This is a genomic window from Candidatus Zixiibacteriota bacterium (genome assembly GCA_020853795.1).
Lineage (GTDB): Bacteria > Zixibacteria > MSB-5A5 > CAIYYT01 > CAIYYT01 > JADJGC01.
Genome location: JADYYF010000073.1, coordinates 1 through 24,618, shown reverse-complemented (window position 1 = coordinate 24,618; position 24,618 = coordinate 1). Strand labels below are relative to the sequence as shown.

Genomic DNA, 24,618 nt, shown 5'->3' with positions numbered 1-24,618 from the left:
TCGGAGATGTGGGGGACGGTGATGTTGTCGCAGCCCTCGAGGTCGGCGATGGTGCGGGCGACCTTGATGATGCGGTCGTAGGCGCGCGCCGAGAGGCCGAGTTTGCTGATGGCGGTACGGAGCAGGTCCTGGCTGGAATCATCCAGCGGGCAGAATTCGCGCAGGTCTTTCGACTCCATGTGGGCATTGCAGTAAAGGTGTTTGCGGTCTTTGAAGCGGGCGTGCTGTCGGTGACGGGCCTCGTTGACGCGCTTGCGGATGATCTCCGATTTCTCGCCGAGGCTGCGGTCGGTGAGTTCCTTGAATTTGACGGCGGGGACTTCGATGTGGATGTCGATGCGGTCGAGCAGCGGGCCGGAAATCTTGCCGCGATACTTCTGAATCTGCATCGGGATGCAGGTGCATTCGTGGGAGAGGTCGCCGTGGTAGCCACAAGGACAGGGATTCATGGCAGCGGCAAGCATCATCTTGGAGGGGTAAGTCAGTGAAGTCATGGCGCGCGAGATCGTGACGAAGCCGTCTTCGAGCGGCTGGCGCAACATCTCGAGGACGTCTTTGCGAAATTCGGGGAGCTCATCGAGGAAAAGCACGCCGTTGTGCGAGAGCGAGACCTCGCCGGGACGCGGGATCCGGCCACCGCCAATCAGGCCGGCGTCGGAAATCGTGTGGTGCGGCGAACGAAACGGCCGTGTGGCGATTAGCGGCGTGTCGGCGGGAAGCACACCGGCGACGGAATGAATCTTGGTCGTTTCCAGTGCCTCGTCGACGGTCATGTCGGGCAGGATCGTCGGGAGCCGGCGCGCCAGCATCGTCTTGCCGGAGCCGGGAGGGCCGACGAGAATGATATTGTGGCCGCCGGCCGCGGCAACCTCGAGCGCGCGCTTGGTGGCCTCCTGCCCTTTCACCTCGGCGAAGTCGATGGTGTAGTTGCGGGCGGTGTCGAAGATTTCCTTCATATCGATGCGGAAGGGCGTGAGCAGGCGTTCATCTTCGAGGAACGCGATGGCCTCCTTGAGCGAGCCGATCGGATACACCTCGAGACCGTCGGACATGGCAGCCTCGGAGGCGTTCTCACGCGGGACCAGGATGCCCCGCAAGCCGCTCTTGCGCACGCCAAGCGCCATCGGCAGCACGCCGGGCACGGGTTTAAGCGTACCGTCAAGAGACAGCTCGCCGAGCAGAACGAGATCCTGAAATTCCTCGCGCATCACTTGCCCGGTAGCCGCCAGGATGCCAACCGCCATCGGCAGATCGAAGGCGGAACCCTCTTTGCGGATATCCGCCGGCGCGAGATTGATGGTGACCTTCTTGCTGGGCATGATGAAATCTGAGTTCTTGATGGCGGACATGACGCGTTCTTTGGCTTCCTTGACGGCGCCGTCGGGGAGGCCAACGGTGGCGAATTGCGGGAGTTGCGGTGTGATGTCGGCCTCGACTTCAACCGTGTAGGCCTCGATACCGAGCACAGCGGCGGAGAGAACTTTGGCAAGCATGATCGTCCTTTTTGACCCCTATTGAGAGAATGTAATCGTCGGTGCGAGTCAATCCCTTTTGGGCGCCAGCCAGCGCATCAGCAAATGGTGATTGGCGCGATATTCATCTTCCAGCAAAGTGAAATAGTTGAAATCGCTCCACCCGCGGGCGAAATGCGCTTCATGGCGCTGGACGCCGTCGAGGTGAAAGCCAAGTTTTTCGGCGACCCGCAGCGAGCCGACATTGTCAGTGGCGGCCCGGAGGACCACGCGATGGCAGCGGAGGGCCTCAAAGGCGAAGCGCAAGACCAGCGCCGATGATTCGGTGGCGATGCCCTGCCCCGCGCGATCAGAGCGGATCCAGTAGCCGATCTCCGCCGAGGCGGTGCTGCTGCGAATGCCGTGCAGGCCGTTGCCCCCAATGAGTTCCCGCGTGTGCGCATCAAAGATTCCGAAGGCGTAGGCAACGCGCGAGCGGCGCCAGGTGATGGCGCGGCGAACGAAGTCGCGGGCGTGGCGCACCGAGTAGTCGGACTCCGCCCAGGGGAGAAACGGTTGCAACTCCGGCAAGCTCTGCTGCACGGCGGCCGTCAAGGCGGCGGCATCGCGGTTGCGGAGCGGTCGCAGTAGGAGACGATCGGTGCGCAGATGCAGGCGCTTCAGACCGAAAGCTGTCATCGGGCGGCTCCGTGTCCGTTTGACCAACGCGAGCTTGGGCGCAACCACGCCAACCGGAAGCGCCGGTCTTCGAGATTGATATGAGAGCCGCTTTTCGAAGCCATCCAATACCGCCAAAGGTCAGGCAATTGTTCGTCGATAAAGATGTCATAATTTACAGTCCGCGGATTGGCCAGGCAACTGCTTTTTGCGGCGTCAGCGGGAGGCAAGAAAAAGGGTCGACGGCGAAGTGCCGTCGACCCATAAGATGCCACTTGTGACTAAGCGCGGAGCTTAGAAGTCAGCGTCGTCACCGTTACCGGTGATGCGCTTGCGCTTAAGTTCGACCGTCCAGGTGCCATTGTCGTACTGGCCGACGGCAATCAGATCCGCCGAGCTGAGGGTCGGGATGCTGTTGACGAAAGCCGGAATCGTAGCACCGGGGGTCCAACCTTCATTGGCAACGCCGGTGATGGCAAAATCCCAGAGGGGATAACCGGAATTGCTGTTAGGATCGCCCAGCGCCATGTACAGGGGACGATCAGTGGTGTCGGCACCGGCCGCGATGAATTCACGATTCGACCGCACCACCGGCGTGCCGATGTCGGGCTTGACACCAGTCAGGGAGTTGTCCAGGTAGCGATCGTAACCATAGCCGGTATGATTGGTGGTACCGGCGGTCCAGTGCCAGATATCGATGCGCTCGCGAGCAGCGCGGGTCGCATGATAATTGGTCTCGTTGCGTTCGGTCGTATGACAAGTGACGTAGCAACCATCGCTGGCATACCGGGTCACGGGCGTGATTTCGAAGAACAGGTTTAGTCGATCCTCGTTGGATGTCCCTTTGTCCCACCGTCCGACGTTTCCACCGGTACCGGAAGCGGGATAGACCCAAGGATTCGGATTGTCACTACGCGAGACTTCGAGTCCGTACGTGGCGTTGGCAACTTCCGTCCACTTGACCTGGAAGTAGACGAACTCATTGTCAAAGGCGGAACGCACCTGCGCGCTTTCGATGAAGTTGAAGTCACCGGCAGCCCGATAGAGTGTCACGTTGGTCACTTTGTCGCCCCATTCGGTGGCGCCATTATCGACACCATCGATGGCCGGCGTCTGACCGGCGGCAAGCCGCTGGGAGACTACGGTGTCACCGGCTGCCTGATGAAGGCCGTCAAAGGCGAGGTACAACTTGGGCGCGCCATTGTGGCTGCGCTGGCTGTTGTTAGTGATGGCCAGGGAGAAAAAGCGGTTAGTCGGCACTGGCGGAACATAGTTGTCGCCCGGGTCACCCGGATCACCAACCGGTCCGCGCGGCCCGGTGACGCCATCGCAGCCCGCAAGTGCCAGAAGCAACAGGACAGCCAATCCTGCCAGAAGCGATATTTTGAAGTATGGTTTCATCGTCGTCATCTCCTCCTCAGAACTTCACATCATCGCCGCTGTAGGTGTGGCGCGCACGGCGCATTTCCACGGTCCAGACACCGGTACCGCCGTCGAAGACTCCGCGCGCATAGACGTCGGCGCGCGAGTCGGACGGAAGCGTTGTCACAATACCGGGAACGTAGACTGCCCGATAGATATCCCAGCCGTTGTAAGCGTATCCGACCGCATCAAAGTACCAGAACGGATAGATTTGAATCAGCAGGTTCGCGGTCGATTTGTAGTTCGGATCGCGGAAGCTCTGATAGAGCGGCACGGAATCGGGAACGACGAAATTGTCGATAAAAGGCGGTGCCCCGGCGTCGGGTTCAAAACCGCTGCCAATCAAGTACCAATCGTCCGCGGTGTTCACCGGGTTGGTGCTGCCCGATCCCCAGACCCAAGCGTCGATCAAAGCGTCGTTGGACCCGGTGGCGCTGCCCGGAACGCCGAAGAACTCCTGGAACGCATACTGTGACCAGCCATCGAATTCCTCATCGCACCAGAACATCGCCAGCTTGTCTTCATCAATCGGCTGCTGCAGCCAGACGAAGTTGGTGTCGCCGAAGAGCGTGTCGGGACGGCAGATGATAATCGGCGGTTGACCCGGGAAGAGAATGATCGTATCGCATTTCTCTTTAACATCGAGGACTTCTTTCCGGATCCACTGGAAGAAGGTGGTGTCGTTGCCTTCGATCTTATCGACACGCTTGGACTGGGCATCGAAGTAGAGCTGATGCGGTTGATCGGAAGCGCCGGCGTCAAAGACGGTGGAATCACCGCCGGTGACGCGGACGGTCACCTTGCGTTCCTTCCACTGGAAGAACGTGTAGATATAGTTCTCGTCCCAGGCAGCGCGACAAGCGACCTCGTAGATTTCATTGTCCTTGTAACCGGAGGCGGTATTGAGAGCCGCGAGGCGCAGGCGGGATTTCTGCGGACCCCATTCAACTTCCTCGCCATCGTTGCCGTCGATCAGCGGCGGCGTCGTGACGTAGCCGGCCACGACGGTATCGCGGTTGGCGCGCACCGTGGAATCGAAAGTGATGAATACGCTGATATCGCCATTGACGGCGTAGCGGTGCGAGTTGGTCACGCCGATAGCGAAATGGCGCGAACTGGGCGGACCGACTTCAGTATCCGTTCCCGGATCACCTTTGCGGCCCTTGATCCCTTTCGGACCGACCGGGCCTTCGTCGCCGTCGCAGCCAGCGAGATAGATCAATCCCGTGAAGAGGATTGCGAGGACGACTCCTATGTTAAACTTGCGCATCAATTCCTCCCACATTCATCACCTGGAAAGTCAGCTTGGCCATGATCGTTCCTCCCATCCCTACAACACGACGTCATCGTGATGGCCGGTGTTACGGACGCGTCGCAATTCGACGGTCCAGGTGCCGTTGGCAAAAACTGCCGCCGCCCGCACATCCGCTGCCGAAACCGACGGCTGGAGGGTGATGACACCCGGAATCGTGGCGCCGGCTTCCCAGTCAATCGTGTTCACGAACGGTCCGTATTCGAATGCCCAAAGCGGATAGGTTGAGCCAACCTTGGGCGAATGCGTCTTCATGTAGGCCGGAAGACCAGCTTGCGGCGTGTTTTCGATGAAGTACTGAATGCCGAAATCATCCTGCTCGCCGTTGGTTGTGGAATAGACCACATTCTTGTCGGCGCAGACTCCGGCATAGTAGGTGCGCGTGCCGGACCACATCCAGAGATCGGCCTGCTCGCCGGCAGCCGGGGTCTTGAAGGTCGTACCATTAAAGATTGTTGTCAGGCCGTTGGCGTCCCAGCCGGTGATCGGGGAGGTCTCCCAAACGAGGAAAAGCTTGTCATCGCCGTTGCCCTGCGACCACTGCGACCCGTCAAAGGTCCACATTTTCCAAGTGGTATCGGCAGCGGCAAGGAACTCTCCGCTTTCCACTTCCGTCCAGCGAATGCGCATATAAATGTTGGCGCGATCGTAGCCCATTTGGACGTCGGCGGCAGAGATACCGTTGTCGGCGCCAAAGAGGTTGGTTAACTGCAGGGACGAAAGGGGGACCGCCGTCCACTCATTCGCCGAACTGGTGCGACCGTCGATCACCGGCGCGGTCGCCATCAACGCCGCCACGACCTGGGTGGCGCTGGGAGCGGCATCTTCACGCGACGTGACGGTGATTTTGGCGGCGCCGTTCATGTCGGTGCCGACCGCATTGACAACCATCAGTCCGATGACCTGGTCTGCAATCGGATCAGGAACGAAATCACTCCCGGGAGGACCTTCTGTGCCTGTAAACCCGGGCGGGCCGATCGGCCCGGTATCCCCTTCGCAGCCCGCTAAAAATATACACAGGAAACAAATGCCTAAAACGAGGCTAACCGACTTCCCAACCGACATCATCTCCTCCAATGACGAAAGCGCAGCGCTTCTATCCAAGAAAATAACAGACCCGACTTTACAAAACCGGTCTGGGAAAAGCAAGGGATTTTTTGCCGCGCTAACGAGGTGCGTTGCAGAAACTTCGCCGCTCCGATCGGCGGACAAAATCCCCCCGCTTCCCCGACCAATTCATCGACGTTGAAGACGGCTTCAGCGTTTAATCAGCGGGTAGCCGGCCTGGTCCCAAGCCACGGTACCGCCGGCGACATTGATGGGAGATTGGTAGCCCAGATCGAGGAGTTCTTTGGCCGCGATCAGACTGCGCCGGCCGGTGCGGCAAATGAGATAGACCGGTCGGTCTTTGGGGAATTGGGTGGTGTCAATTCTGGCGGCAATGGCGGCATAATCGATGCGCGCCTTGATGTGCGGCACGCGGATCTGGTTATATTCTTCGGGGGTCCGCACATCGATCAGAGCCAGAGTCGAATCGCGTTCCAACTCGGCGCGAAGTTGGGTGACCGTCACCTGTTTGATCCGGCTGCCGTCCTGATTGCCGCAGCCAAAAAAGGAGCCAAGGAAGGTCAGGATCATCACAGTCAAGACGAGGATACCGCGCGTCGGGAGTTTTCCAAGACTGGCCGTCAGTTGATTTGAAAATCGGTGATGATCCAACTGGCGGCTCGTTTCTTCATGAGAAACTGAGAGTAATATTGGATGCGCGTGGAGCGATCGATGAAGGAGACCTCGACGGAGGCGCTGGTGTCGTCGAGGAATTGTTCCTCGTTGACGACGATCTGGGCGCGAGCCCAGTTGGCACGAATCTCACCGCTCCCGGCAAAGGCGTCCAGCAAGCGCTGTTTCTTCTGCGGCAGTGGCAGCGAATCGTACTTCGCATCGGCGTACTCGTAGGCGGCAACCGAATCAAGATCGATATACGGCATGATATTGGGCAGCGAGTCCGACTGAATCAGACGGACGAATTCGAGGACGCGTTCGCGGGGAGATGGGGTCGGCGGCGAGCAGGCGGCGATTGCGGCCGCCAGGATCAGGCAGAGCCCGATAATCCAGCCGCGGGACACACCGGGTGCTACCATTGGTATGCCAGGTTGACGCGGTGGAGCGAACCGAGATCGGCATACGGCAGGTAAGCGTAGTCGACGTTCAGCTTGGGCAACTTGAAGCCAGCGCCGAACGACAAGCCGGCGGTGCCGTCTTTGTCGCCATCGGTCTTGTAGTTTGAACCGAACGAGCTGTAACCGGCGCGAAATGCCAGCGGCAGATCGGGATGAAATTCCACGCCGAGCGAGCCGTAGACGTCGTTGTCGGACGGCACGACGCCTTCGCCGGAGACCGTGAGTGGGATTTCGCGCAGTTGATGCGAGAGACCGGCGCGGATCAGAATCGGCAGCGGATCTTTGTGATTCTCGGACAAGCCGGAGAGCTGGAATCCGAGATTCGAGGCAGAGAAGCCAATATTGGTGCGGCCATCCTTGAGTCGATACAGCAGCCCGATATCGGCGGCGAGTCCCTGCGAGTCGTATTCATCGATCTTTTGATAAATGAACTTGACGCCGGCGCCGACCGCGAGCTGGCGATTAGCCTTGGCGGAGTAGGCGAACGTGAACGCCATATCGGAGCCGCCGAACTGGTCGATCACCTGCCCGGAAGCATTAGTTTCGTCGATGTCGCCATAGTTGAGATAGTTCAGGCCGAAGGCAAACGTGGAGCGGGCGTCGCTGATCGGATTCTCTTCTTCAAGGTATTCATCGGTCGCTTCGACGCCGCGCGGGATCACCAGCATCAGGTTGCCCGACTGGATGTCGGCGATGTAATTCATGTAGGATGCCGAGACGCTGCGGGCGGTCAGACCGACCAAACCGGCGGGGTTGTAATAGAGCGCGGATTCGTCATTGGCCAAACCGACGAACGCGCCGCCCATGGCCAGCGCTTTGGCGCCGACGCCGATTTTCAGGAATGGATAGGCGGTGGTGCCAACCTTACTCTGGCCGCCGACCAAAGTGCTGGAAAAGGTGAGGAGAGCGAGAGTGATGCAGGCGACTACGCTTCTGAACATTGGTTGATACCTTTCCAAATCCGCGGTGAATGTCCGTGATTCATCTATGATAATCGCAATATTGTACGAAAGTTCCTACCAGCTTTTGGTCGTTTCATCGACAATATCGCGGGCAAGTTTATCGATCGCTTCCGCCTTACCGTCCTCTTCGGTTTCGGCGGCGGCATCGTAGACGCCCCAGCCGAGGAGATTCTGGTGCTCGATCAGGATCTTGCCGCCCTTCCGTTCCAGGACGAAATTGACATAAATATTGACCTTGTATTCCGACACGTTGTCACTCTTGTCGTAGGTGTAAGCGGTCCGTTCGTAGCGGAGAACCTCCCCGCGCAGGACGGCGTCGGCATCGGCGGCCGCGACGATTTTCAGGGTGTTGTCCTGAATGAAGCGGTCGATGAGCTTGCGGGTCAGGTCCTGCTGGATGCCGTACTGGAGCGACTTGTTCTCGAATTCCGGGACGGCAATCGACTTGACGCCACCCAGAGAGGAACTGGAGAACGAATAGACGCCGCAGCCGGCAAGCAAGGCACAGAGTAAAAGGACGAATGCAGCTTTCATACCACCTGACGCCCGCGTTTGTAGACGGCGGCCACGGGATTCTGTGCAAAGAAGTAGGGCAACTGCTTGTAGTTTTCGGCCTCCCAGATCACGAAGTCGGCGTACTTCCCTGCCTGCAATGAGCCAACCTGCTTCTGCACGCCGATTGCGCAAGCAGAGTTGAAAGTGACGGCGATGAGAATCTCTTCGGGCGACATCTTCAGGTAGATCGCCGCGACCGTCATGGCCGCCGGCAGCGAAGTCGTGCAGGAGGAGCCGGGATTGAAGTCGGTCGCGATCGCCACGGGGACGCCGGCGGCGATCAGCTTGCGCGCGGGCGCATACTCGCGGTGACCGAGGAAAAAGGTGGTCGCCGGCAGGAGGACGGCGATGGTGCCGGCGGCAGCCATCTTCTGGATGCCGGTGTCAGAGACATACACGAGGTGATCGGCACTAACGGCGCCCAGTTCGGCGGCGAGTTCGGCGCCGCCGATGGATTTCAGTTCGTCGGCGTGGAACTTGAGCTCGAAGCCATGTGCCTTGGCAGCGGACATGACCCGGCGCGACTGCTCGATGTCGAAGACGCCAGCCTCGGTGAAGATGTCGCAGTACTTCGCCAGTTTGCGGCGGGCGACCTCGGGAATCATCTCGTTGACGAGCAGATCGATGTAGCCATTGCGGTGTTGGCGGTACTCGTCGGGAAATTCGTGGGCACCGAGAAAAGTCGGGACGAGATCGATGGCATGATCGGCGTCGAGGCGCTGGATCACTTCGAGCGACTTGATTTCGGTGTGGGTCGAAAGGCCATAGCCCGACTTGGCCTCAGCGGTCGTCGTGCCGGACTTGAGCATGCGATCAAGGAAGCGCATCCCCAGCGAATACAATGAGTCAGGATCAGCGGCGCGCAGACGCCGGGCAGAGTTTCGAATGCCGCCGCCGGCTTCGGCGATTTCCATGTAGGTCTTGCCGGCATTGCGCATGTAGAACTCGTCCTCGCGGGTGGCGGCGAACACGGGATGCGTGTGCGGATCGACGAGGCCGGGCGTAACGATCTGCCCACGACAATCGATGACATCGACTGTGGGGAGGTGGCGGTAACTTTCGGGCAGGTCGGACTCGCGGCCGACCCAGACGATGCGTTGGTTGTCGAAGACCATGGCGCCGTTGGCGACGAATTCCAGCCGGGCTTGCTCGGCGCCGCATTTGGGTTTGTCGTCGGCGTTGGCGCAGGTGATCAGCTGAGCGCAATTGCGAAGTAGTTTCATACGCAGAGGTTAGGAAAGGAAAGTTGCGGCGGAAATCAAAGAGAAAATCTCTGGCGTGAGGTTAGTTGCTGTTGGGTTGCGCTGGAGCGATTGCCGGGCTTGCTGTCGCGGCGGCGCGCTCTTGGAGAATCGGGTAGGCCGTTTCGCGCCAGCCGCGCAATTGGGTCAGAAACGCGGCGGAGGCCAGAAGGCAGAGCAGCCCGCCGACGAGCATTGTCCCGGGAGCGCCGATGCCGGAGGCCAGCGAACCGTAGAGCAAATTGCCGAACGGCAGCATGCCGACGAAGCAGGCAACGTAGAGGCTGATCACGCGGCCGCGATGGTCGTCGTCGACGAGGGTCTGCAAGAGCGTGTTCGTGACGGCGATCTGGGAGATCATGCCGACGCCGATCAGGTACATGAACGGCAGCGCGAGGTGGATTTCCCGCATAAAGGAGAGGAAAATCAGCCCGCTGCCGAGCAAGGTTGATGCCAGCGCCAGCATCCTTTCGAGGCCGATAACGCGGCGACGCGTCGCTAGGAAGATGGCGGCGGTGATGGCGCCGACGCCGGTCATGCCCATCAGGAAGCCAAGGGTTTGCGAGTCGCCATGGAGGACGTCGCGCGCGAAGACCGGCATGATCGCGGCATACGGCATGCCGACGATGCTGACGAACGCCAGCAGCGCGAGCACGGTGCGAATCGACTGCGAGTGGCGCACGTAGCGGAGGCCCTCGGCGAAGCCGCGCCAGATATCGCTTTCACGCGAGCTGCCCTCCTGCGGACGCAGGCGCATCGCGGCCAGACACCCGAGCACGGCGATGAAACTGATGGAATTGAACAGGAAGCAGAGGCCCTCGCCGATGGCGGCGATCAAAATGCCGGCAAACGCCGGGCCGAGCATGCGGGCGAGGTTCACCATCGAGGAATTGAGGGCGATGGCATTGGCCAGATCGCTCTTGTCGTCCACCAGTTGGATCACCAGCGACTGGCGGGAGGGGAAATCGAAGGAATTGATCATGCCCTGCACGGCTGACAGCACGATGATGTGCCAGACCTGGATCATGTCGGTCAGGACCAGCGTGGCGAGCGTGGCCGCCTGGAGCATCGACAGCACCTGCGCCGTGAAAAAGATGCGGAAGCGGCTGGTGCGGTCGGCGAAGACGCCGGCGATCGGCGCGAGGAAGAAGTTGGGGGCGTAGAGCACGAAACCGATCAGACCGAGCATAAAGGGCGAGTCGGTGAGCCGATAGATCAGCCAGTTGAGCGCGATGGTCTGCATCCACGTGCCGGTAATCGAAATCGACTGCCCGACGAAGTAGAGGCGGTAGTTGCGATGGCGGAAAGCGCGGAGGGCGATCCGGAGACGGCCGGGTTGTCGGTCGGTTGCGGGTTGCGGGGCGATGGCGGCAGTCGGCTTCAAGATCGGTACTCCAAGTTGATTATACGCGAATCGGGGGCGGCGGCGCAAGGGTTGTGGGGTTTAAGCACCCTCACCACCGTCTCCCTCGAAGGAAAAAGGAGGGTCGGCGTCATTCCCGCGGAGGCGGGAATCCAGAAGGAGTGCGTCAGGTCGCCACGCGCTGTTGGTGGCACTGGTTCTTCCATACATGCGGCGCGCGAGAAGACCGGATGCAACAAGCCCTCACCCCTGCCCTCTCCCAGAGGGAGCGGGTAAAGGCAGCACATTCGCGAAGGGGGGCGGTGGTGAAGATAGATTGCTTCGTCGCGGTAACGATTGGAGTTGATGGGGGGAACCGTTCGCTCCTCGCAATGACAAGCCTCATTTCCTCGACCAAACGCGCGTGGCAGGTCTCCGGAGGATGTCAGGCACGCACCCTCTCCCCTACCCGCCTCTCCCTCGTAAGGGAGAGGGGAGTCGGCGTCATTCCCGCGGAGGCGGGAATCCAGGTTGGTAGAGTTTGCGGAGGCGCAAGGAAAGCGTCAGGTCGCCTCGCGCGGTTGGTGGCAGTGGTTCTTCCACACAAGCGGCGCGCGAGAAGACCTGACGCAACCTCAAAAGACGCCGACTGAAGTCGGCACTACAGGAACGGCGGAGGTAGTGGTTTGGTGAACCAGCGCGAGAAGACCTGACGCAACTTCGAAAAAGAAAGGGCGCACAGGGTGCGCCCTTGAATTTTGGCCGAACTTCCGGCTAATCGTTCGGCCGATCTTTCGGCAAGTCCGCGGTTGGATCGAGAGCGGTTACATGCGGAAGAGCACCTCTTCGCGCTCGAACCAGGTCTTGGCGAACCACAATGCCAGTGAAGCCAGCACAAAGGTTGAGACAAAGGCCGTGATGATAAACTGCCAGTGGACTTCGCCGGCGATGGCATCGCGGACAATCAGCGAGGTATTCATCACCGGGATGACGGAGAGAGTCCAGTTGAGTTCCACGCCCGGCAGGAAGGAAATGAAGGCCGGGAAAATCAGGAACATATTCAAGAAGCCCATGTAGCCTTGCGCTTCCTTGGCCGACTTGGCGAAGATCGAAACCGACAGCAAGATCGCCGCGAAAATGCCGGCCAGCGGGATGACGATCATCAGGATCAGGGCGATCATCGAAAGATTGACTTCGATCTTGGGCATGGCCGCCGCCATATCGCCCATCCCGACCATCATATTATTGAGCGAATATGTCATCGAAACCATGCAAAGCAAACCGGCGACCATTCCGGCCAGCAGAATCACGCCGTACTTGCCGAGCACGAATTCGCCGCGGGTGGCGGGAGCGACGAGCAAGGTCTCCAGCGTGCCGCGCTCTTTCTCGCCGACGCACAGGTCGATGGCGGGATACATGGCGCCGAGGAAACACATCAGGATAAAGAAATACGGCAGCATGCGGCCGAAGGTCTGGCCGGCCAGTTTTTGCGGCGAGGCGATGCTGTTGCGAACTTCCTCAAAGGGGGTCAGCAATTCGGTCGAGATATTGCGCTTGACCAGCCGTGCCGCGATAGTGCGGTCTTTATAGCGTTTAAGCAGAGCCGTGAGTTTGTCTTCGGCGGCGTTCGACATATCATCGGCCTTATCATAGTAGATTTCGACATCGGTGGGCGATTCCAGTTCGATCGCGGAACGGAAGTTCGGCGGCACGACCATGACCAGGTCGAGCGCGCCCGACTTGAGCGAATCGAGGGCCTTGTCGCCGTACACGGTCTCATCGATCAACTTGAACTGTGATGAAGTGCGCAGCGTGTCCTGCAGATCGCCGGGCAGCTCCTGCACATTCTGCACGACCAGGCTCGAGACTTGCGCTTCGATCTTCTTGACCTGCGAGATCATCAGCCGGGAGATGCCGGTCATCAGGAGCGGCATGGCGACGATCGGCACCACCAGCATAAAGATCAACGTGCGGCGGTCGCGGAGGGTGTCCTTGAGTTCCTTGGCGAAAATGGTCTTGATGTTCTTGAGTTGCATAACCTACTCCCCCACGATCTTGATAAAGGCGTCTTCGAGATTGTTGGTCTGGGTTTCTTCCAGCAGGCGATTGACCGTCCCCTCTTTGTAAATGCGGCCGTTGTGGATGATCGCAACGCGGTCGCAAAGGCGCATCGCCTCGGACATGATATGCGTCGAGAAGATGACGCACTTGCCGTCATCGCGACACTTCTTGATGAAGTCGACGATGGTGCGCGAGCTCATGACATCGAGGCCGGAGGTCGGCTCGTCGAAGACCATCACGGGCGGATCGTGCAGGACGGAACGGACGATCGAGACTTTCTGTTTCATGCCGGTCGACAGTTTCTCGTTACGCGAATCGGCGAATTTGTTCATGTCGAGCAGGGTAAACAGTTCCTGCGTACGGCGCGCCACGAGGCTGTCGTCCATGCCGTAGAGCTTGCCGAAGTAGGCGACCATTTCGCGCGCGGTCAGGCGGCCGTAGAGGCCGGTATTGCCGGAGAGAAAGCCGATCTGTTCGCGCACTTTCTGCGGCTCTTTGCTGACATCGACGCCGTTGATCAGCGCGGTGCCGGAGGTAGGCTTCAGCGCGGTGGAAATGATGCGCAAGGTCGTCGTCTTACCGGCGCCGTTGGGGCCGAGGAGACCGTAGACCTCGCCGGCTTTGCAGTTGAAGTTGACGTGGTCGACGGCTTTGACGACGCCGCGCTTCTTGTCTTTGAAGTTCTTGCAGAGATCCCGTGTTTCGATCATAGCTCCACTCAGAAATGGGGTTCGAGGGTAATGATACTCGGCAGGGCGGTTGAAAGTTACAAAAATCGGCGCGCGCGTTTCGGCGGCGGCTACTTCTGTCGTTCTTTACAGAGCACTGATTTGAAACTGTTGAAGACGAACTTCTCCGGCTGATACGGCAGGTTGGCAACCGTGACGGTCTGCTGCAACTGACTGATGTCGAGCCGCGTGGTGGTGTGATATTCGCCGGCCATAAGAATCGTGAAGGGGATCAGCATGCGAAATCCGTCACTGACGCCTTTGGTGGTGACGGAAACATCGACCGCGAATTTGCCGTCGGGCTGCTTACGGACGGCGGCGCGCCATTCGTACTCGGGCAGCTCGACGCCGTAAACCCATTGATCGAAGAACCAGTCGAGCGGCTTGCCGAAGTGTTCCTCAGCGACGCGCTGGAAGTCGGCGGTAGTGGCTTCGCGCCATTGATACTGTTTCAGGAAGTCGCCGAGGAGCGCGCGGAAGTTGCTGTCGTCGCGTTTGACGAAATCGAACATCATCATCCGCAGCATGTAGAGCACGTAGGCGCCTTTGCTGTAGACGAGAGTGGCATAGTCGGACGATTTCGAAGATTGCAGGCGCTGTCCCATCCAGATCGGGCCGGCATCATTGCCCTCTTGATAAGCCGTCTGCCAGCCGCCCTGGGTGTAGGAACCGGACTGGAAGACGTCGTCGCGCCACTGATCGAGCAGATCGAAGAAGCGGCCGCGGTGCTCCTTGTCGTTAAGATACTTGCGCTGAATGTACCAGGCGCTGAAATACTCGGCAAAGGCTTCCGAGAGCCACTGGTCGTGGTAAGTCTTCCAGCCGACCAGGTGTCCCCACCACTGGTGGGCAACTTCGTGGGCACGGAAGGCATCGTCGAAGGCAAAGAGCGAAGTCTGATCGAAGGTGCTGTAGGCCAGATGCAGCAAGCCGGGCAGGCCTTGCCCGTGTCCCGACTGAATTTCGGTGACGGCCAGCGAAGCGAACGGGTAGGGATGGACTTCCAGGGAGTACAGCGTACCGGAGGCAGCGACGTCGGCCAGCACGCTCTCCATCATGTCCTTGGTGGAAGCGCGATGCGACTTGCTGCGATAGACCGCCAGCGGGATCGGGCCGGTAGTCGAGACGAACGACGAAGTGTCGATCTCGAAGATGCCGTAATTGTAGGAGACGAAAGCGACCGGGTATTCGGAGCAGTCCCACTCGGAGATTTTGAAATCACCGGCGATCGTCTCGTTGACCTTGCGGCCGACACCGACGAACTCGTACTGGCTGGGCACCGCGAATTTCAGGCGATAGCGGGCGCGTTTCAGGTAGCCGTAGCGCGGGTACCAGGTGGTGGCCGAGACCAGGACGTTGTTGCCCCAAGGCGTCTTCGCGAGCATGCCTTTGGAGGAGTACTCAAAGCGCAGGGTTTCCCGTTCGCCGCGCTGCAGCGGTTTCTGCAGCACGACGGTGATGCCGTATTCATCTTTCAGCTTGAGCCAATAAAGCGAATCACCGCGCGCGTCGGAGACGCGAATGGTCTCCTGCATCAGGTCGTCGAAGAGGGTGAAGCTGAGCACGCGGAGAGAGTCGACGGTCGCAGTGAAGGCGAGATCGACAATCAGGTCGCACTTGGCGGATTGCCAGATCTTGCAATCGATGCGATAATCGAGGCTGTCGATTTCATCCTTGTTCTCGCGGTCGGGACCCCAGCGGTGGCCTTCGTACTGTTCCGGCAGATGGAAGCTGGAAACGACTTCGGGGAAGGCCCCTTCACCAGTACGACTCTGGCGGATGAACTGCACTTCTTCAACCTCGTTCGGATCGACAATAATCAAACCGCTGCCGCAGGGAGTCGGAAACCGGGCTAGGAATCGTCCCGGCCGCGCCGGCTGGAGCAGATCGGTCAGGAGGAAGGCGGCGAAAGAAATATCGAGGTCATCTTCAACGTAATCGATCAGGCCGGCCAGTTGCCCCGAGCCCTTGGTCAGTGTCGCCGGAGTGCCGGCAGCGACGGCGGCGAACTCGGTGATCGTGCTGTCGGTGGAGACGAAGGCGATCTCGTTGACTTCCCAGTTCGCGATGGAGTCGGAGCAATGGCGCTGAAACATGTAGCGTTCGGCGCGATCGGGGGGCGTGAAGCGGACGCGGGCGGCGCCGGTGAAAATTGCGCCGAGACGGCGGCCGGCGACGGATTGCGCCAGCGTCAACGTTCCTGATTCCAGAGTAAAGCTGACGCCCCCGCGAACAAGTGTGATGTTGCTGACGGTGGCTGTGGCGGCGTGGTCGGGCGCCAGGTGGCGGAGGCTGTCGGCCAATTCGGCCAGGTCGCGTTCATAGGCGGCAAGAGCCGGCACAAAGCACGCGGAGACAATGGCCGCAATTACAGGAACGGCGATGCGACTGAACATGCGGGAGCCCTCCCGACCTTTGAGTTAGAGAACGGCCGCCTAACCCTTGCGGGCGGCAGCGACGGCGTCATCCAGGGTATCGTGCACCGAGAAGACCTCGGTCAGGCGCGAGATGACCATGATGCGTTCGATTTTGTCGGTCAGATTGGCCAGCCGCAGTTCGCCGCCGGCGTCCTTGAATTTTTTGTAGTGATGGATCAGGATCGACAAGCCGGACGAATTGATCCACTCGCAATTGAGCAGGTCGACGACGGCGTTTTTGTTGCCCTTGGCGAGTAGCGCGTAGAGTTTTTCATCCAATTCGCCGGTATCGGGGCCGCCCATCATTTTGCCCGACACGGCGATGACGCTCACGCCGTTTTTTTCTGAGACGGTAACTTTCATCAGTCCTCCTGAATGGTCCCAACGTACCGCTGACACGACAAATGTACCAGTCGGATGCGGCAGCCAACCGGCTTGCCAGACATTTAATTTATCGAAATCCAACGACCGGGTCAAATGCTTTAGCAGCGAAGCGGAAAAATGGAGATTTGCCGCGGCGGGCAGATTGCGTACCATGTTGGTGCCGGCGTGTGGGCCCGGCTGGAAAAGCTGCGTGACGACCCGGAATTTGCCGCAACTCATACTCATCTTTCTGTCCGTCGACTGGCCGTTGTTTTCGCGGCGGCCGATGTTGACGGCGTTGGCGGCGAAGGCGGCCGAGCAAGGCAGCACGGTCGTTGCGATCAATCGCCCGCTGTGCCCGGTGTCGACGGTCGTCCGCAAACGCAGCCGGGTGCCAGAGTTGTTGTCGCGTTCCCGGCTTGAGACCGTCGCGCCGAATCTCCATCTCTATTCGCCCAAATACCTGCTGCATGACAGCCTGGCCCGAAGGGCGGCGCCGATCACGGCGGCCAACGTGCTGGCACTCCAGCGCAGTCTGGGCGCGCTGAAGCGGCGGCTGGGCGTCCATGAGCCAGCACCGGTGGTCTGGTATTACAATCCCCAGCAAGCGTATGTGACGCAGATTTATCGGCAGAGCTTCAACGTCTGGGAGCTCTACGACGAATTGGTGACGATTGCGGGGCGAATGCCGGCCGGTGTCCTGGACGATGAACGGCGTTACCGCGAGCGCGTGCATCTGCTGCTGGCAACCTCGCCGAAGCTGCTGGCCACCTATGGCGGTCCGTATCCCCAGGCACACTTGACCGACAACGGATTGGCACGGGGCACGTGGGAGCAACTGCAGCGGTCCGATCTGGAACCGCTGGCCGCGCTTGCCGCGATTCCGCATCCGCGGGTCGGATTTGCCGGGGTGATTTCGGAGCGACTTGAGTGGAAGTTGCTGCTGGAGTTGGGGCAGCGACGGCCGGACTGGCAATTCGTTTTTGCCGGACGAATCGCACGGCCGGAACTCGCGGCGCGACTGGGATCGCGGAAGAACTTCCACTATCTCGGAGAGCTTAGTCTTGAGCAGTTGCCGTCGTTGCTGATCGGGCTGGACGTGTCCATCATGCCGTATCGGGACAATCGCTTCTTTGCTGCCCTCAACCCGCTCAAGATCTACGAAGCGGCGGCGGCGGGGCTGCACTCCGTATCGTCACCGATCGAGATGTTGCACAACTTCCCCCGGACCGTCGTCACGGTCTGTCGGATGGAGGTTAACGACTGGCTAACGGCAATCGCGGCAGCGCTCGCCCGCGACGACAAGGTTGAGCGCGAACAGCGACGACGTTTCAGCGGCCGCTTTCTGTGGGATGACATTGCCGCGCGGACGCTCGCGCGGATCGCCGAGTTGCGGAGCGCCGGCCATCGGCAACCTTGAAGTGAAGTCAGGCGGGGTAAATATGCTTGCGACGTGTTCGGACATTTCGCGGTTGTCGAATTGAGGGCGCACTGCTATCATGGCTGGGATTCAGAAAGGGACTTGCGATGGCGCTACCTCGGGTTTTCTTGATATTCAATAAGACGGACTGGCCGTGTTTCACGCGGCAGGATGAAGTCCGTGCGATCGCGGCGGTCGGCCGGAAGCGGGGATTCACAGTGATTGCGGTCAATCGACCGCTGTGCCCGCTGTCGACTGCTATACGGAAGCGGCACCGCGTGAGCGAGTATTTTAGAAAGGAGAGACTCGAACCGATCGCGGAAAATCTCTTTCTGGCGTCCCCAAAGTACTGGCTGAGCGATGTTGTCGCCTGGCGTTATCCGTGGATCACGCGCCGCAATGTGGTGACACTGCGGAAGTGGTACGATCGCGTGCGCACGCAGCTCGGGCTGGGGTCGGAGCCGCCGTTGGTGTGGTACTATCATCCGGTCCAGGGCTATGTCTCACGGTTGTTCCCCGGAGCGCCAACCGTGTACGAGATGTACGATTACCTGGCCGATGCCGGCGACAATCCGGATGTTGTCGGGCAGAGACTGGAGGTTGCTCAGCGATCGCAGGTGGATGTCTTGATCTGCGTTACGCCCTCCCTGCACCAGCGTTATGCTTCCTTTTACAAGAACGCCTGGATATCCGGCAACGGCCTATCGCAGTCAGCACTGAGCCGATTCGAAAGCGACGGCATCACGGTCGACCCGCGCGTGGCGGCGATTGCTCATCCGCGGCTGGGATACGCGGGGGTGATTTCCAAGCGACTGGACTGGCCCTTGCTCCGGGCGCTGGTTGAGCGCAATCCCGCGTGGCAGTTTGTCTTCGTCGGCCGGCAACAGGAGGATTACTGCACACGCTGGCTCGGGTCGGCGCCGAACGTACATTTCCTGGGCGAAGTGGAGCGCGACCATGTGCCGGAGGTTGTGGCCGGATTCGACGTCGGACTGCTCCCCTACCTGCCCAGCGAGTTCATCTGTCACTCGAATCCACTGAAATTTTACGAGGCGGCCGCGGCGGGTGTGCCCTCGGTCTCTGCTCCCAATGACCTACTGGCGAGCTTTCCCGACGAGCTGGTGCGCACGGTCGCGTGCAACCCGGAAGAATGGGAAGCGGCGATTCAAGCGGCCCTGACGCTGCGACCGGCGGACCTGCGGCGGCGCTACGCGGCTGTTCTTGGCGAGCATACGTGGGAGAAGATCGCGGAGCGGGTGGTTGACAACCTGATCGCCGCAGTGTGATCGGCGCGCATCGAGACGCAGAGTCGAGTTGACTCAGCAATTCCGTTGACTTGCGTCTCGCCGGCGGCTATCATGCGCACCAAACTGAGAGGTGAAGATCGTGTGGGTGCTGAAACTGCTCTCGATTCTCGTTAAGCATCGAAAACTGATAATCCTCAACACGCTGATTGTCGTCGTCCTGGCGGCAGCAATTAGCTTTGTCCTACCCAAGCGCTATACCGCGCGGACGACGGTTTTGCCGCCGGAAACCGAGTCGGGGCTAAGCGGGCTGATGGGGCTGTCGACCGGGTTACTGGCCCAGGCTGCATCAAACTTCGCGTTGCCGATCATGGCGACGCCGTCGGACATTTACGCCAGCATGCTCGAATCGGAGACGATTCTGCTGCGGACGATCGACTCGCTGGACCTGATGACAGCTTTCAAGGTCACTACGCGTCACGCCGCGCTGGGCATACTGCGTGATCGAATGTCCGTCAAGGTTGAAATGGACGGCATCGTCGCCGTCGAAGTCGAGGATCGCAACCCCGAGTTGGCGGCGCAGATCGCCAACCGACTCGTGATTTCTCTCGATCAGTTGAAGAAGGAGATGCGCTCCCAGAAGGGCCGCGACTTCAGCCAGTTTTTGCAGCGGCGCTTGAATGAGACCGACAGTTCCCTACGCCGGGCGGCAGACGAGCTGCGGCAGTTCCAGCAGACCCACGGCGCCATCGCACTCGATGTGCAATCGGAGGCGCTGATCAAGACGCTGGCCGAAGAGCGAGCCAAGCTGACGGCAACGGAGATTGATCTGGAGGTATTGCGCAAGCAGCTCTATCCGGAGCACCCCGATATCTTGCGGAAACAGCTACTGGTCAGCGAGCTGCGCAACAGCCTGAGACGTTATGAGATCGGCGCGACGACCCCGCGTGATTCGATTCTGTCGGCGATGGACGTGCCATTGATGCGGGTGCCGGATTTGACGCTGCAACTGGCGGTGCTCACGCGGAATGTCAAGATTTATGAGATGACCTACGAACTGCTGTCGCAGCAGTTTGAGATGGCGCAGTTGCAGGAACGACGCGATACGCCGACGATTTCCGTGCTTGATGTTGCCCGTCCGCCGGTTCAGCCGGTCTGGCCGAAGAAGAAGTGGATCGTGCTGACGGCGGCAGTGCTCACCTTTCTCGCCACCGCCACTTTTGTCACAATCCGGGAGGCGGCAGCCGTCGAAGGCAGCGCGATGGCCTCGTTCGGCGCGGCCGTGCGCACGCTCTGGAGGCAGGTCCGTGAAAAGCCGCTCGGGTGAGCTCAGGACCGGCTAAGTCACCATGGCTTCCACCGCCACCGCCGCCAATCCCCGACCGATCGCTACGCTCGCCGTCATCAATTCTCTGGTGCTGGGCGCCACGGTCTTCCTGGGCCCGCTGGGTGCAACCCTCGCCTTCTTGGGGACTGTCGGTCTGCTGTTCATCCTCTACAGCGAGATGAGTTTCGTGATTCTGATCACCTCGATCTCGCACTTCAGCGACGACATGGGCTACGATTTCGACATCATGAGAGCGGTCAAGTGGCTGTTGCTCGGTGCGGCGCTCCTGGTCACGCTTTGGCAGTTCGCGCTCCGCGAACGGTGGCCGTCGTTGCGGGTGGGGCTCATGGAAAAGTACATGGCCGTTTTCCTGGTCTGGGGACTGGTGTGCTTGTGCTTCGCCGACAGCCCGATGGCCAGCATTGCTGAATTCGGACGGATGATTGCGATGTACGTCGTGTACCTGGTGACGAAAGCGACGATCTACGATCGCCGTCGGGTATATGTGCTTCTGGGTCTACTCACTCTGATCGTCTTTTCCAGTTCGCTTTACTCGCTTTACGCACTATCGCAGGGCCACTACTTCCGCGTGCGCGGCTTCACCAACAATCCCGGAGCCTACGCCCAGATCTTGTCCTTCATCATACCGTTCGTGGTGGTGGCAGCACTGTTAACCCGGCAGAAGTTATTGCGATACTTCCTGGTGACCGTAACGATTACTGGCGTGCTGGCGATGTTCCTCGCCTGGTCGAGGGCGTCAATCATCGGCGCGGTGATACAGGTTGCGGTGTTCCTCGTCGCCGAACGCAAGTATCGGACGCTGGCAGCTTGTGGCGCCCTCGCCGCGCTGCTCTTTATTACCGTCATGACTGTGCCATCGCTCTACGACTTGTTCTACAAGGTCGGTCGCCTTCAGGCCGGGTCAACGCACCGGACGACGCTCTGGAAAGTCGGGCTGCAAGCGGTAGCCGCCAGCCCCGTGGTGGGGCACGGCTTGGAAATGAAGGTGGGAGACGTGTTGCAGCGTGTCTATTGGAACGACCTGTCCGCGGCACATCTCTTCAGGGACGCCTCCGGACGCTACAACCCGCACAATCAATATCTCCAGTCGGCCGTTGCCAGCGGGATTCCCGGACTGGTCATCTTCATCGCGTTCATGTATTATCTCATCCGCAACGGAATTCGCGATTTTGTCCAAGCGCGGGGCACACCCCGGCGACACTTCCATACGGCGATGTTAAGCGTGTCGATCAGCCTCGTCTTTATCAGTTTCTTCGCCAATGCACCGATGTTCGCTTCCGGATCGATGGCGAATTATTTTTGGATCACGTTGGGGATGGTCGAGGCCGTCAAGGATCACGATATCGCCGTTTAAGGCTTCGCCGCTTTGGCCAGTTGGTCGAGCCGCTTGCGACTAGCCTTCAGTTTGTCTGCTTGCCTCTGTTTGACATCGTCATTGACTGGATACGCCAGCAACGCGGTCAGGTCTGCGCGTTCGGCGTCTGACTGGAGCGTCTGACCGAAAATCTCCGCGCGGTGGTAGCGGCACTCGATCAAGTTAAAGTAGTTCTGCGTCGAGTCGGATTCGAGGGAAGTAATGATCGCGCCGAAATAGTCGAGCGCCTCATGGTAGCGGCCGGCGGCGTAACTCGAGAAGGCGAGCCCCCACGTGACGAGGCGGCTGTTGGGATAGCGGGCGTGAAGCCGTTCGGCGCAGGCGAGTGCGCGCCCGGGCTGCTTGCGGTGAAGCTGAATCCACACGAGCGAGTTAAGCGCCAGGTCGCCGGAAAAGAGGGACGAATCGACGGCGAGTTCGAGTTCGCGCACGCCGTCATCCTTGCGATCGCCGACCAGCGGAAACCAATTGATGAATTCCGTTTTGGCGGATTTCCAGTAATGGTAGGTGCCCAGGCCAAGGTAGGCGTCGTACAAGGCGGGATTGGTTTTGAGAGCCTCGAGGTAGGCGCCTTTCGCCTTGAGCCCGCGGCGCATCGCCGACCACCAACCCCCGGCTTTGGCCTCCAGCGAGGCGATGTAAGCGTGCGCATTGCCGATGGTCAGATATGCCCAGGCGGAGTCGTGGCCGCGTTTGAGAGCATCCTCGGCCAGGTCGATGGCATGTTCGGCGTCGCTCTCGAATTTCTCTTTTCCGTCGTATTCTTCCCGATCGAGCATCTCGGCATGATCGACGCCCGCCAGGTAGAGCCGCGCAGCGAAGTCGTTGGCTTCGCGATCGACCAGGTGCTGGAAAACCAAACGCGCCGAGTCGAACTGCTCGGTCATGGTGAAGGCGATGCCGCGGCGGAGTTGGCCTACGTAAGCAGAGTCGAGCGTGAAAGCCGTTGAGCCGGTCGAGCACACCAGCATCACGAGAAGAGCAAGTCGAAGGCACAACATGGCGCGATGATGGCGATTCATCATTGATTATACAAGGCGAAATGTGTTTGTTGGACGAACACCCTCACCCCTGCCCCCTCTCCCAAGGGGAGAGGGGAGTAGGCGTCATCCCCGCGAAGGCGGGGAGCCAGCCGATCATCAGGGCGCAGGGATCCTGACCTACGAGTGCACCGCACCCTCACCCCTGCCCCTCTCCCAAAGGGAGAGGGGAAGAGGTTTGGCGCAGAGTGGACGGCTGGAGTGAGGCGCTCAGAGTTGAATGAGACGGGGCGCTTGGCGGATAGATTCGAAATAAGTAAAACGTGGAGATAGATCATGATCGACTTTGAACTGACCGACGACCACCGCAGCGCGCAGCAGATGGCGCGCGACGTGGCGCACAAGTACCTGAAACCCCACATCGCCGAGTTGGATCGCGCCGGCAAGAATGACCCGGAGTTCATCAAGCGGCTCAAGGATGCGGAATTGCTCGGAGTTTGCATCCCGCAGAAGTACGGCGGCATGGGGCTGGATTACATCTCGCTGGGACTGGTGTGCGAGGAAATGGAGTATATCGACACCTCCGCGCGGGTGATCTTCTCAGTGCATATCGGGCTGAATTCCCTGACGCTGTTGACCTGGGGCAACGAAATGCAGAAGGAGAAGTACCTGATTCCGCAGGCGAAGGGCGAAAAAATCGGGACGTTCGGGCTGACCGAGCCGGCGGCGGGATCGGATGCGGTCGGGATTCTCACGACTGCGAAGAAGGTGGGCAACAAGTATATCCTCAACGGCGAGAAGATGTGGATATCGTTGTCGGAAGTCGCCGACATGTTTTTGATCTTTGCCTGGACCGACACCGACAAGCAGAAAAAGCGCGATCACACGGGGCTGTCGGCGTTTATTGTCGAGCGCAGTTTCAAGGGCGTAACGACCGGTTCGATCGCGGGCAAACTGGGTGTGCGCGCGGGCAAGACGGGCTGGATCGCGCTGCAAGATGTCGAAGTGCCGGCGGAGAATCTGCTCGGCTTCGAGGGCGAGGGGTTCAAGATTGCCATGTCGTGCCTTGACGGCGGGCGTTACACGGTGGCAGCAGGATCGACGGGGTTGATCAAGTCGTGCCTGGATGCCTGCAAGGATTATGCGCTCACGCGCAGGACATTTCAGCAGCCGATTGCGGCGCACCAACTGGTGAAGGAGATGTTCGCCGAGATGATCTACGGTTACGAGGCGGGTCAATATCTGTGGATGAAGGTCGGCTGGCTGCGCAACAAGGGGATTCGTTCGACGCGCGAAACCTCGCTGGCCAAGTGGTTTTGCACCGATCAGGCGGAGAAGGCGGCCTACAATGCGGTGCAGATACACGGGGCGTACGGCTTCTCAGATGAGTATCCGGTGGAACGGTTCTTCCGCAACTCCAAGGGCGCGGCGATTTACGAAGGCACGCGCGAGATTCACAAGCTGATGCAGGCGGATTATTATCTGGGTTTCCGCAGCGATCACGAGGTGCGCTGTTTGCCGCCGAAATGGGAGGGGTAG

General features: G+C 59.8%; 21 protein-coding genes. 5 read left to right on the top strand and 16 right to left on the bottom strand.

Features of this window, described 5'->3' with window-relative positions:
- From IT585_05725 to IT585_05655, 15 genes are all read right to left on the bottom strand, one after another.
- Positions 1-1,493: YifB family Mg chelatase-like AAA ATPase (locus tag IT585_05725; GenBank protein MCC6962732.1), on the bottom strand; the 1,493-nt coding region annotated here is incomplete at its 3' end.
- A 48-nt stretch (positions 1,494-1,541) separates the two neighbouring features.
- Entirely contained in the window at positions 1,542-2,150 is a 609-nt protein-coding gene (locus tag IT585_05720) for a GNAT family N-acetyltransferase (protein MCC6962731.1), read from the bottom strand.
- Between the two features lie 273 nt (positions 2,151-2,423).
- Positions 2,424-3,530, bottom strand: coding sequence for a hypothetical protein (locus tag IT585_05715; GenBank protein ID MCC6962730.1), 1,107 nt, complete (start codon positions 3,528-3,530; stop codon positions 2,424-2,426).
- 16 nt (positions 3,531-3,546) lie between these two features.
- Positions 3,547-4,821, bottom strand: coding sequence for a hypothetical protein (locus IT585_05710; protein ID MCC6962729.1), 1,275 nt, complete (start codon positions 4,819-4,821; stop codon positions 3,547-3,549).
- A gap of 60 nt (positions 4,822-4,881) precedes the next feature.
- Entirely contained in the window at positions 4,882-5,754 is an 873-nt protein-coding gene (locus IT585_05705) for a hypothetical protein (protein ID MCC6962728.1), read from the bottom strand.
- 366 nt (positions 5,755-6,120) lie between these two features.
- Complete coding sequence (locus tag IT585_05700; GenBank protein ID MCC6962727.1) at positions 6,121-6,582, bottom strand: rhodanese-like domain-containing protein; 462 nt, start codon at positions 6,580-6,582, stop codon at positions 6,121-6,123.
- Complete coding sequence (locus IT585_05695; protein MCC6962726.1) at positions 6,552-7,004, bottom strand: hypothetical protein; 453 nt, start codon at positions 7,002-7,004, stop codon at positions 6,552-6,554. The genes IT585_05700 and IT585_05695 overlap by 31 nt, the downstream gene beginning before the upstream one ends.
- On the bottom strand, positions 6,998-7,984 hold the full coding sequence (locus tag IT585_05690) for a PorV/PorQ family protein (GenBank protein MCC6962725.1): 987 nt from the start codon (positions 7,982-7,984) through the stop codon (positions 6,998-7,000). The genes IT585_05695 and IT585_05690 overlap by 7 nt, the downstream gene beginning before the upstream one ends.
- A 75-nt stretch (positions 7,985-8,059) precedes the next feature.
- Positions 8,060-8,539 (bottom strand): LptE family protein, encoded by a 480-nt coding sequence (locus IT585_05685; protein MCC6962724.1) that lies wholly within the window; start codon positions 8,537-8,539, stop codon positions 8,060-8,062.
- Entirely contained in the window at positions 8,536-9,789 is a 1,254-nt protein-coding gene (locus tag IT585_05680; protein ID MCC6962723.1) for an imidazolonepropionase, read from the bottom strand. Before IT585_05680 ends, IT585_05685 begins: the two co-directional genes overlap by 4 nt.
- Before the next feature lie 55 nt (positions 9,790-9,844).
- On the bottom strand, positions 9,845-11,185 hold the full coding sequence (locus tag IT585_05675; protein MCC6962722.1) for an MFS transporter: 1,341 nt from the start codon (positions 11,183-11,185) through the stop codon (positions 9,845-9,847).
- A gap of 782 nt (positions 11,186-11,967) precedes the next feature.
- Positions 11,968-13,179 carry an ABC transporter permease gene (locus IT585_05670; protein MCC6962721.1) on the bottom strand — a complete coding sequence of 404 codons (1,212 nt, stop codon included), beginning with the start codon at positions 13,177-13,179 and terminating at the stop codon, positions 11,968-11,970.
- A 3-nt stretch (positions 13,180-13,182) separates the two neighbouring features.
- Positions 13,183-13,914 carry an ATP-binding cassette domain-containing protein gene (locus tag IT585_05665; GenBank protein MCC6962720.1) on the bottom strand — a complete coding sequence of 244 codons (732 nt, stop codon included), beginning with the start codon at positions 13,912-13,914 and terminating at the stop codon, positions 13,183-13,185.
- Between the two features lie 89 nt (positions 13,915-14,003).
- Complete coding sequence (locus IT585_05660) at positions 14,004-16,328, bottom strand: hypothetical protein (GenBank protein MCC6962719.1); 2,325 nt, start codon at positions 16,326-16,328, stop codon at positions 14,004-14,006.
- A gap of 39 nt (positions 16,329-16,367) precedes the next feature.
- Complete coding sequence (locus tag IT585_05655) at positions 16,368-16,712, bottom strand: STAS domain-containing protein (GenBank protein MCC6962718.1); 345 nt, start codon at positions 16,710-16,712, stop codon at positions 16,368-16,370.
- Between the two features lie 211 nt (positions 16,713-16,923).
- Between IT585_05655 and IT585_05650 the strand changes: the two genes are divergently transcribed.
- The 4 genes from IT585_05650 (at position 16,924) to IT585_05635 (ending at position 22,078) form a co-directional block, all read left to right on the top strand.
- The gene (locus IT585_05650; protein MCC6962717.1) at positions 16,924-18,132 is read left to right on the top strand and encodes a glycosyltransferase; all 1,209 of its coding nucleotides are present in this window, start codon (positions 16,924-16,926) and stop codon (positions 18,130-18,132) included.
- A gap of 107 nt (positions 18,133-18,239) precedes the next feature.
- Positions 18,240-19,418: a glycosyltransferase gene (locus IT585_05645; GenBank protein MCC6962716.1), complete on the top strand. Its 1,179-nt coding sequence runs from the start codon at positions 18,240-18,242 to the stop codon at positions 19,416-19,418.
- Between the two features lie 106 nt (positions 19,419-19,524).
- Positions 19,525-20,703, top strand: coding sequence for a hypothetical protein (locus IT585_05640; protein ID MCC6962715.1), 1,179 nt, complete (start codon positions 19,525-19,527; stop codon positions 20,701-20,703).
- Between the two features lie 22 nt (positions 20,704-20,725).
- On the top strand, positions 20,726-22,078 hold the full coding sequence (locus tag IT585_05635) for an O-antigen ligase family protein (GenBank protein ID MCC6962714.1): 1,353 nt from the start codon (positions 20,726-20,728) through the stop codon (positions 22,076-22,078).
- On the opposite strand, the gene IT585_05630 is transcribed toward IT585_05635, so the two are convergent.
- Entirely contained in the window at positions 22,075-23,124 is a 1,050-nt protein-coding gene (locus IT585_05630; protein MCC6962713.1) for a hypothetical protein, read from the bottom strand. The genes IT585_05635 and IT585_05630 overlap by 4 nt on opposite strands.
- A gap of 291 nt (positions 23,125-23,415) precedes the next feature.
- On the opposite strand from IT585_05630, the gene IT585_05625 reads away from it, so the two are divergent.
- Positions 23,416-24,618 carry an acyl-CoA dehydrogenase family protein gene (locus IT585_05625; GenBank protein MCC6962712.1) on the top strand — a complete coding sequence of 401 codons (1,203 nt, stop codon included), beginning with the start codon at positions 23,416-23,418 and terminating at the stop codon, positions 24,616-24,618.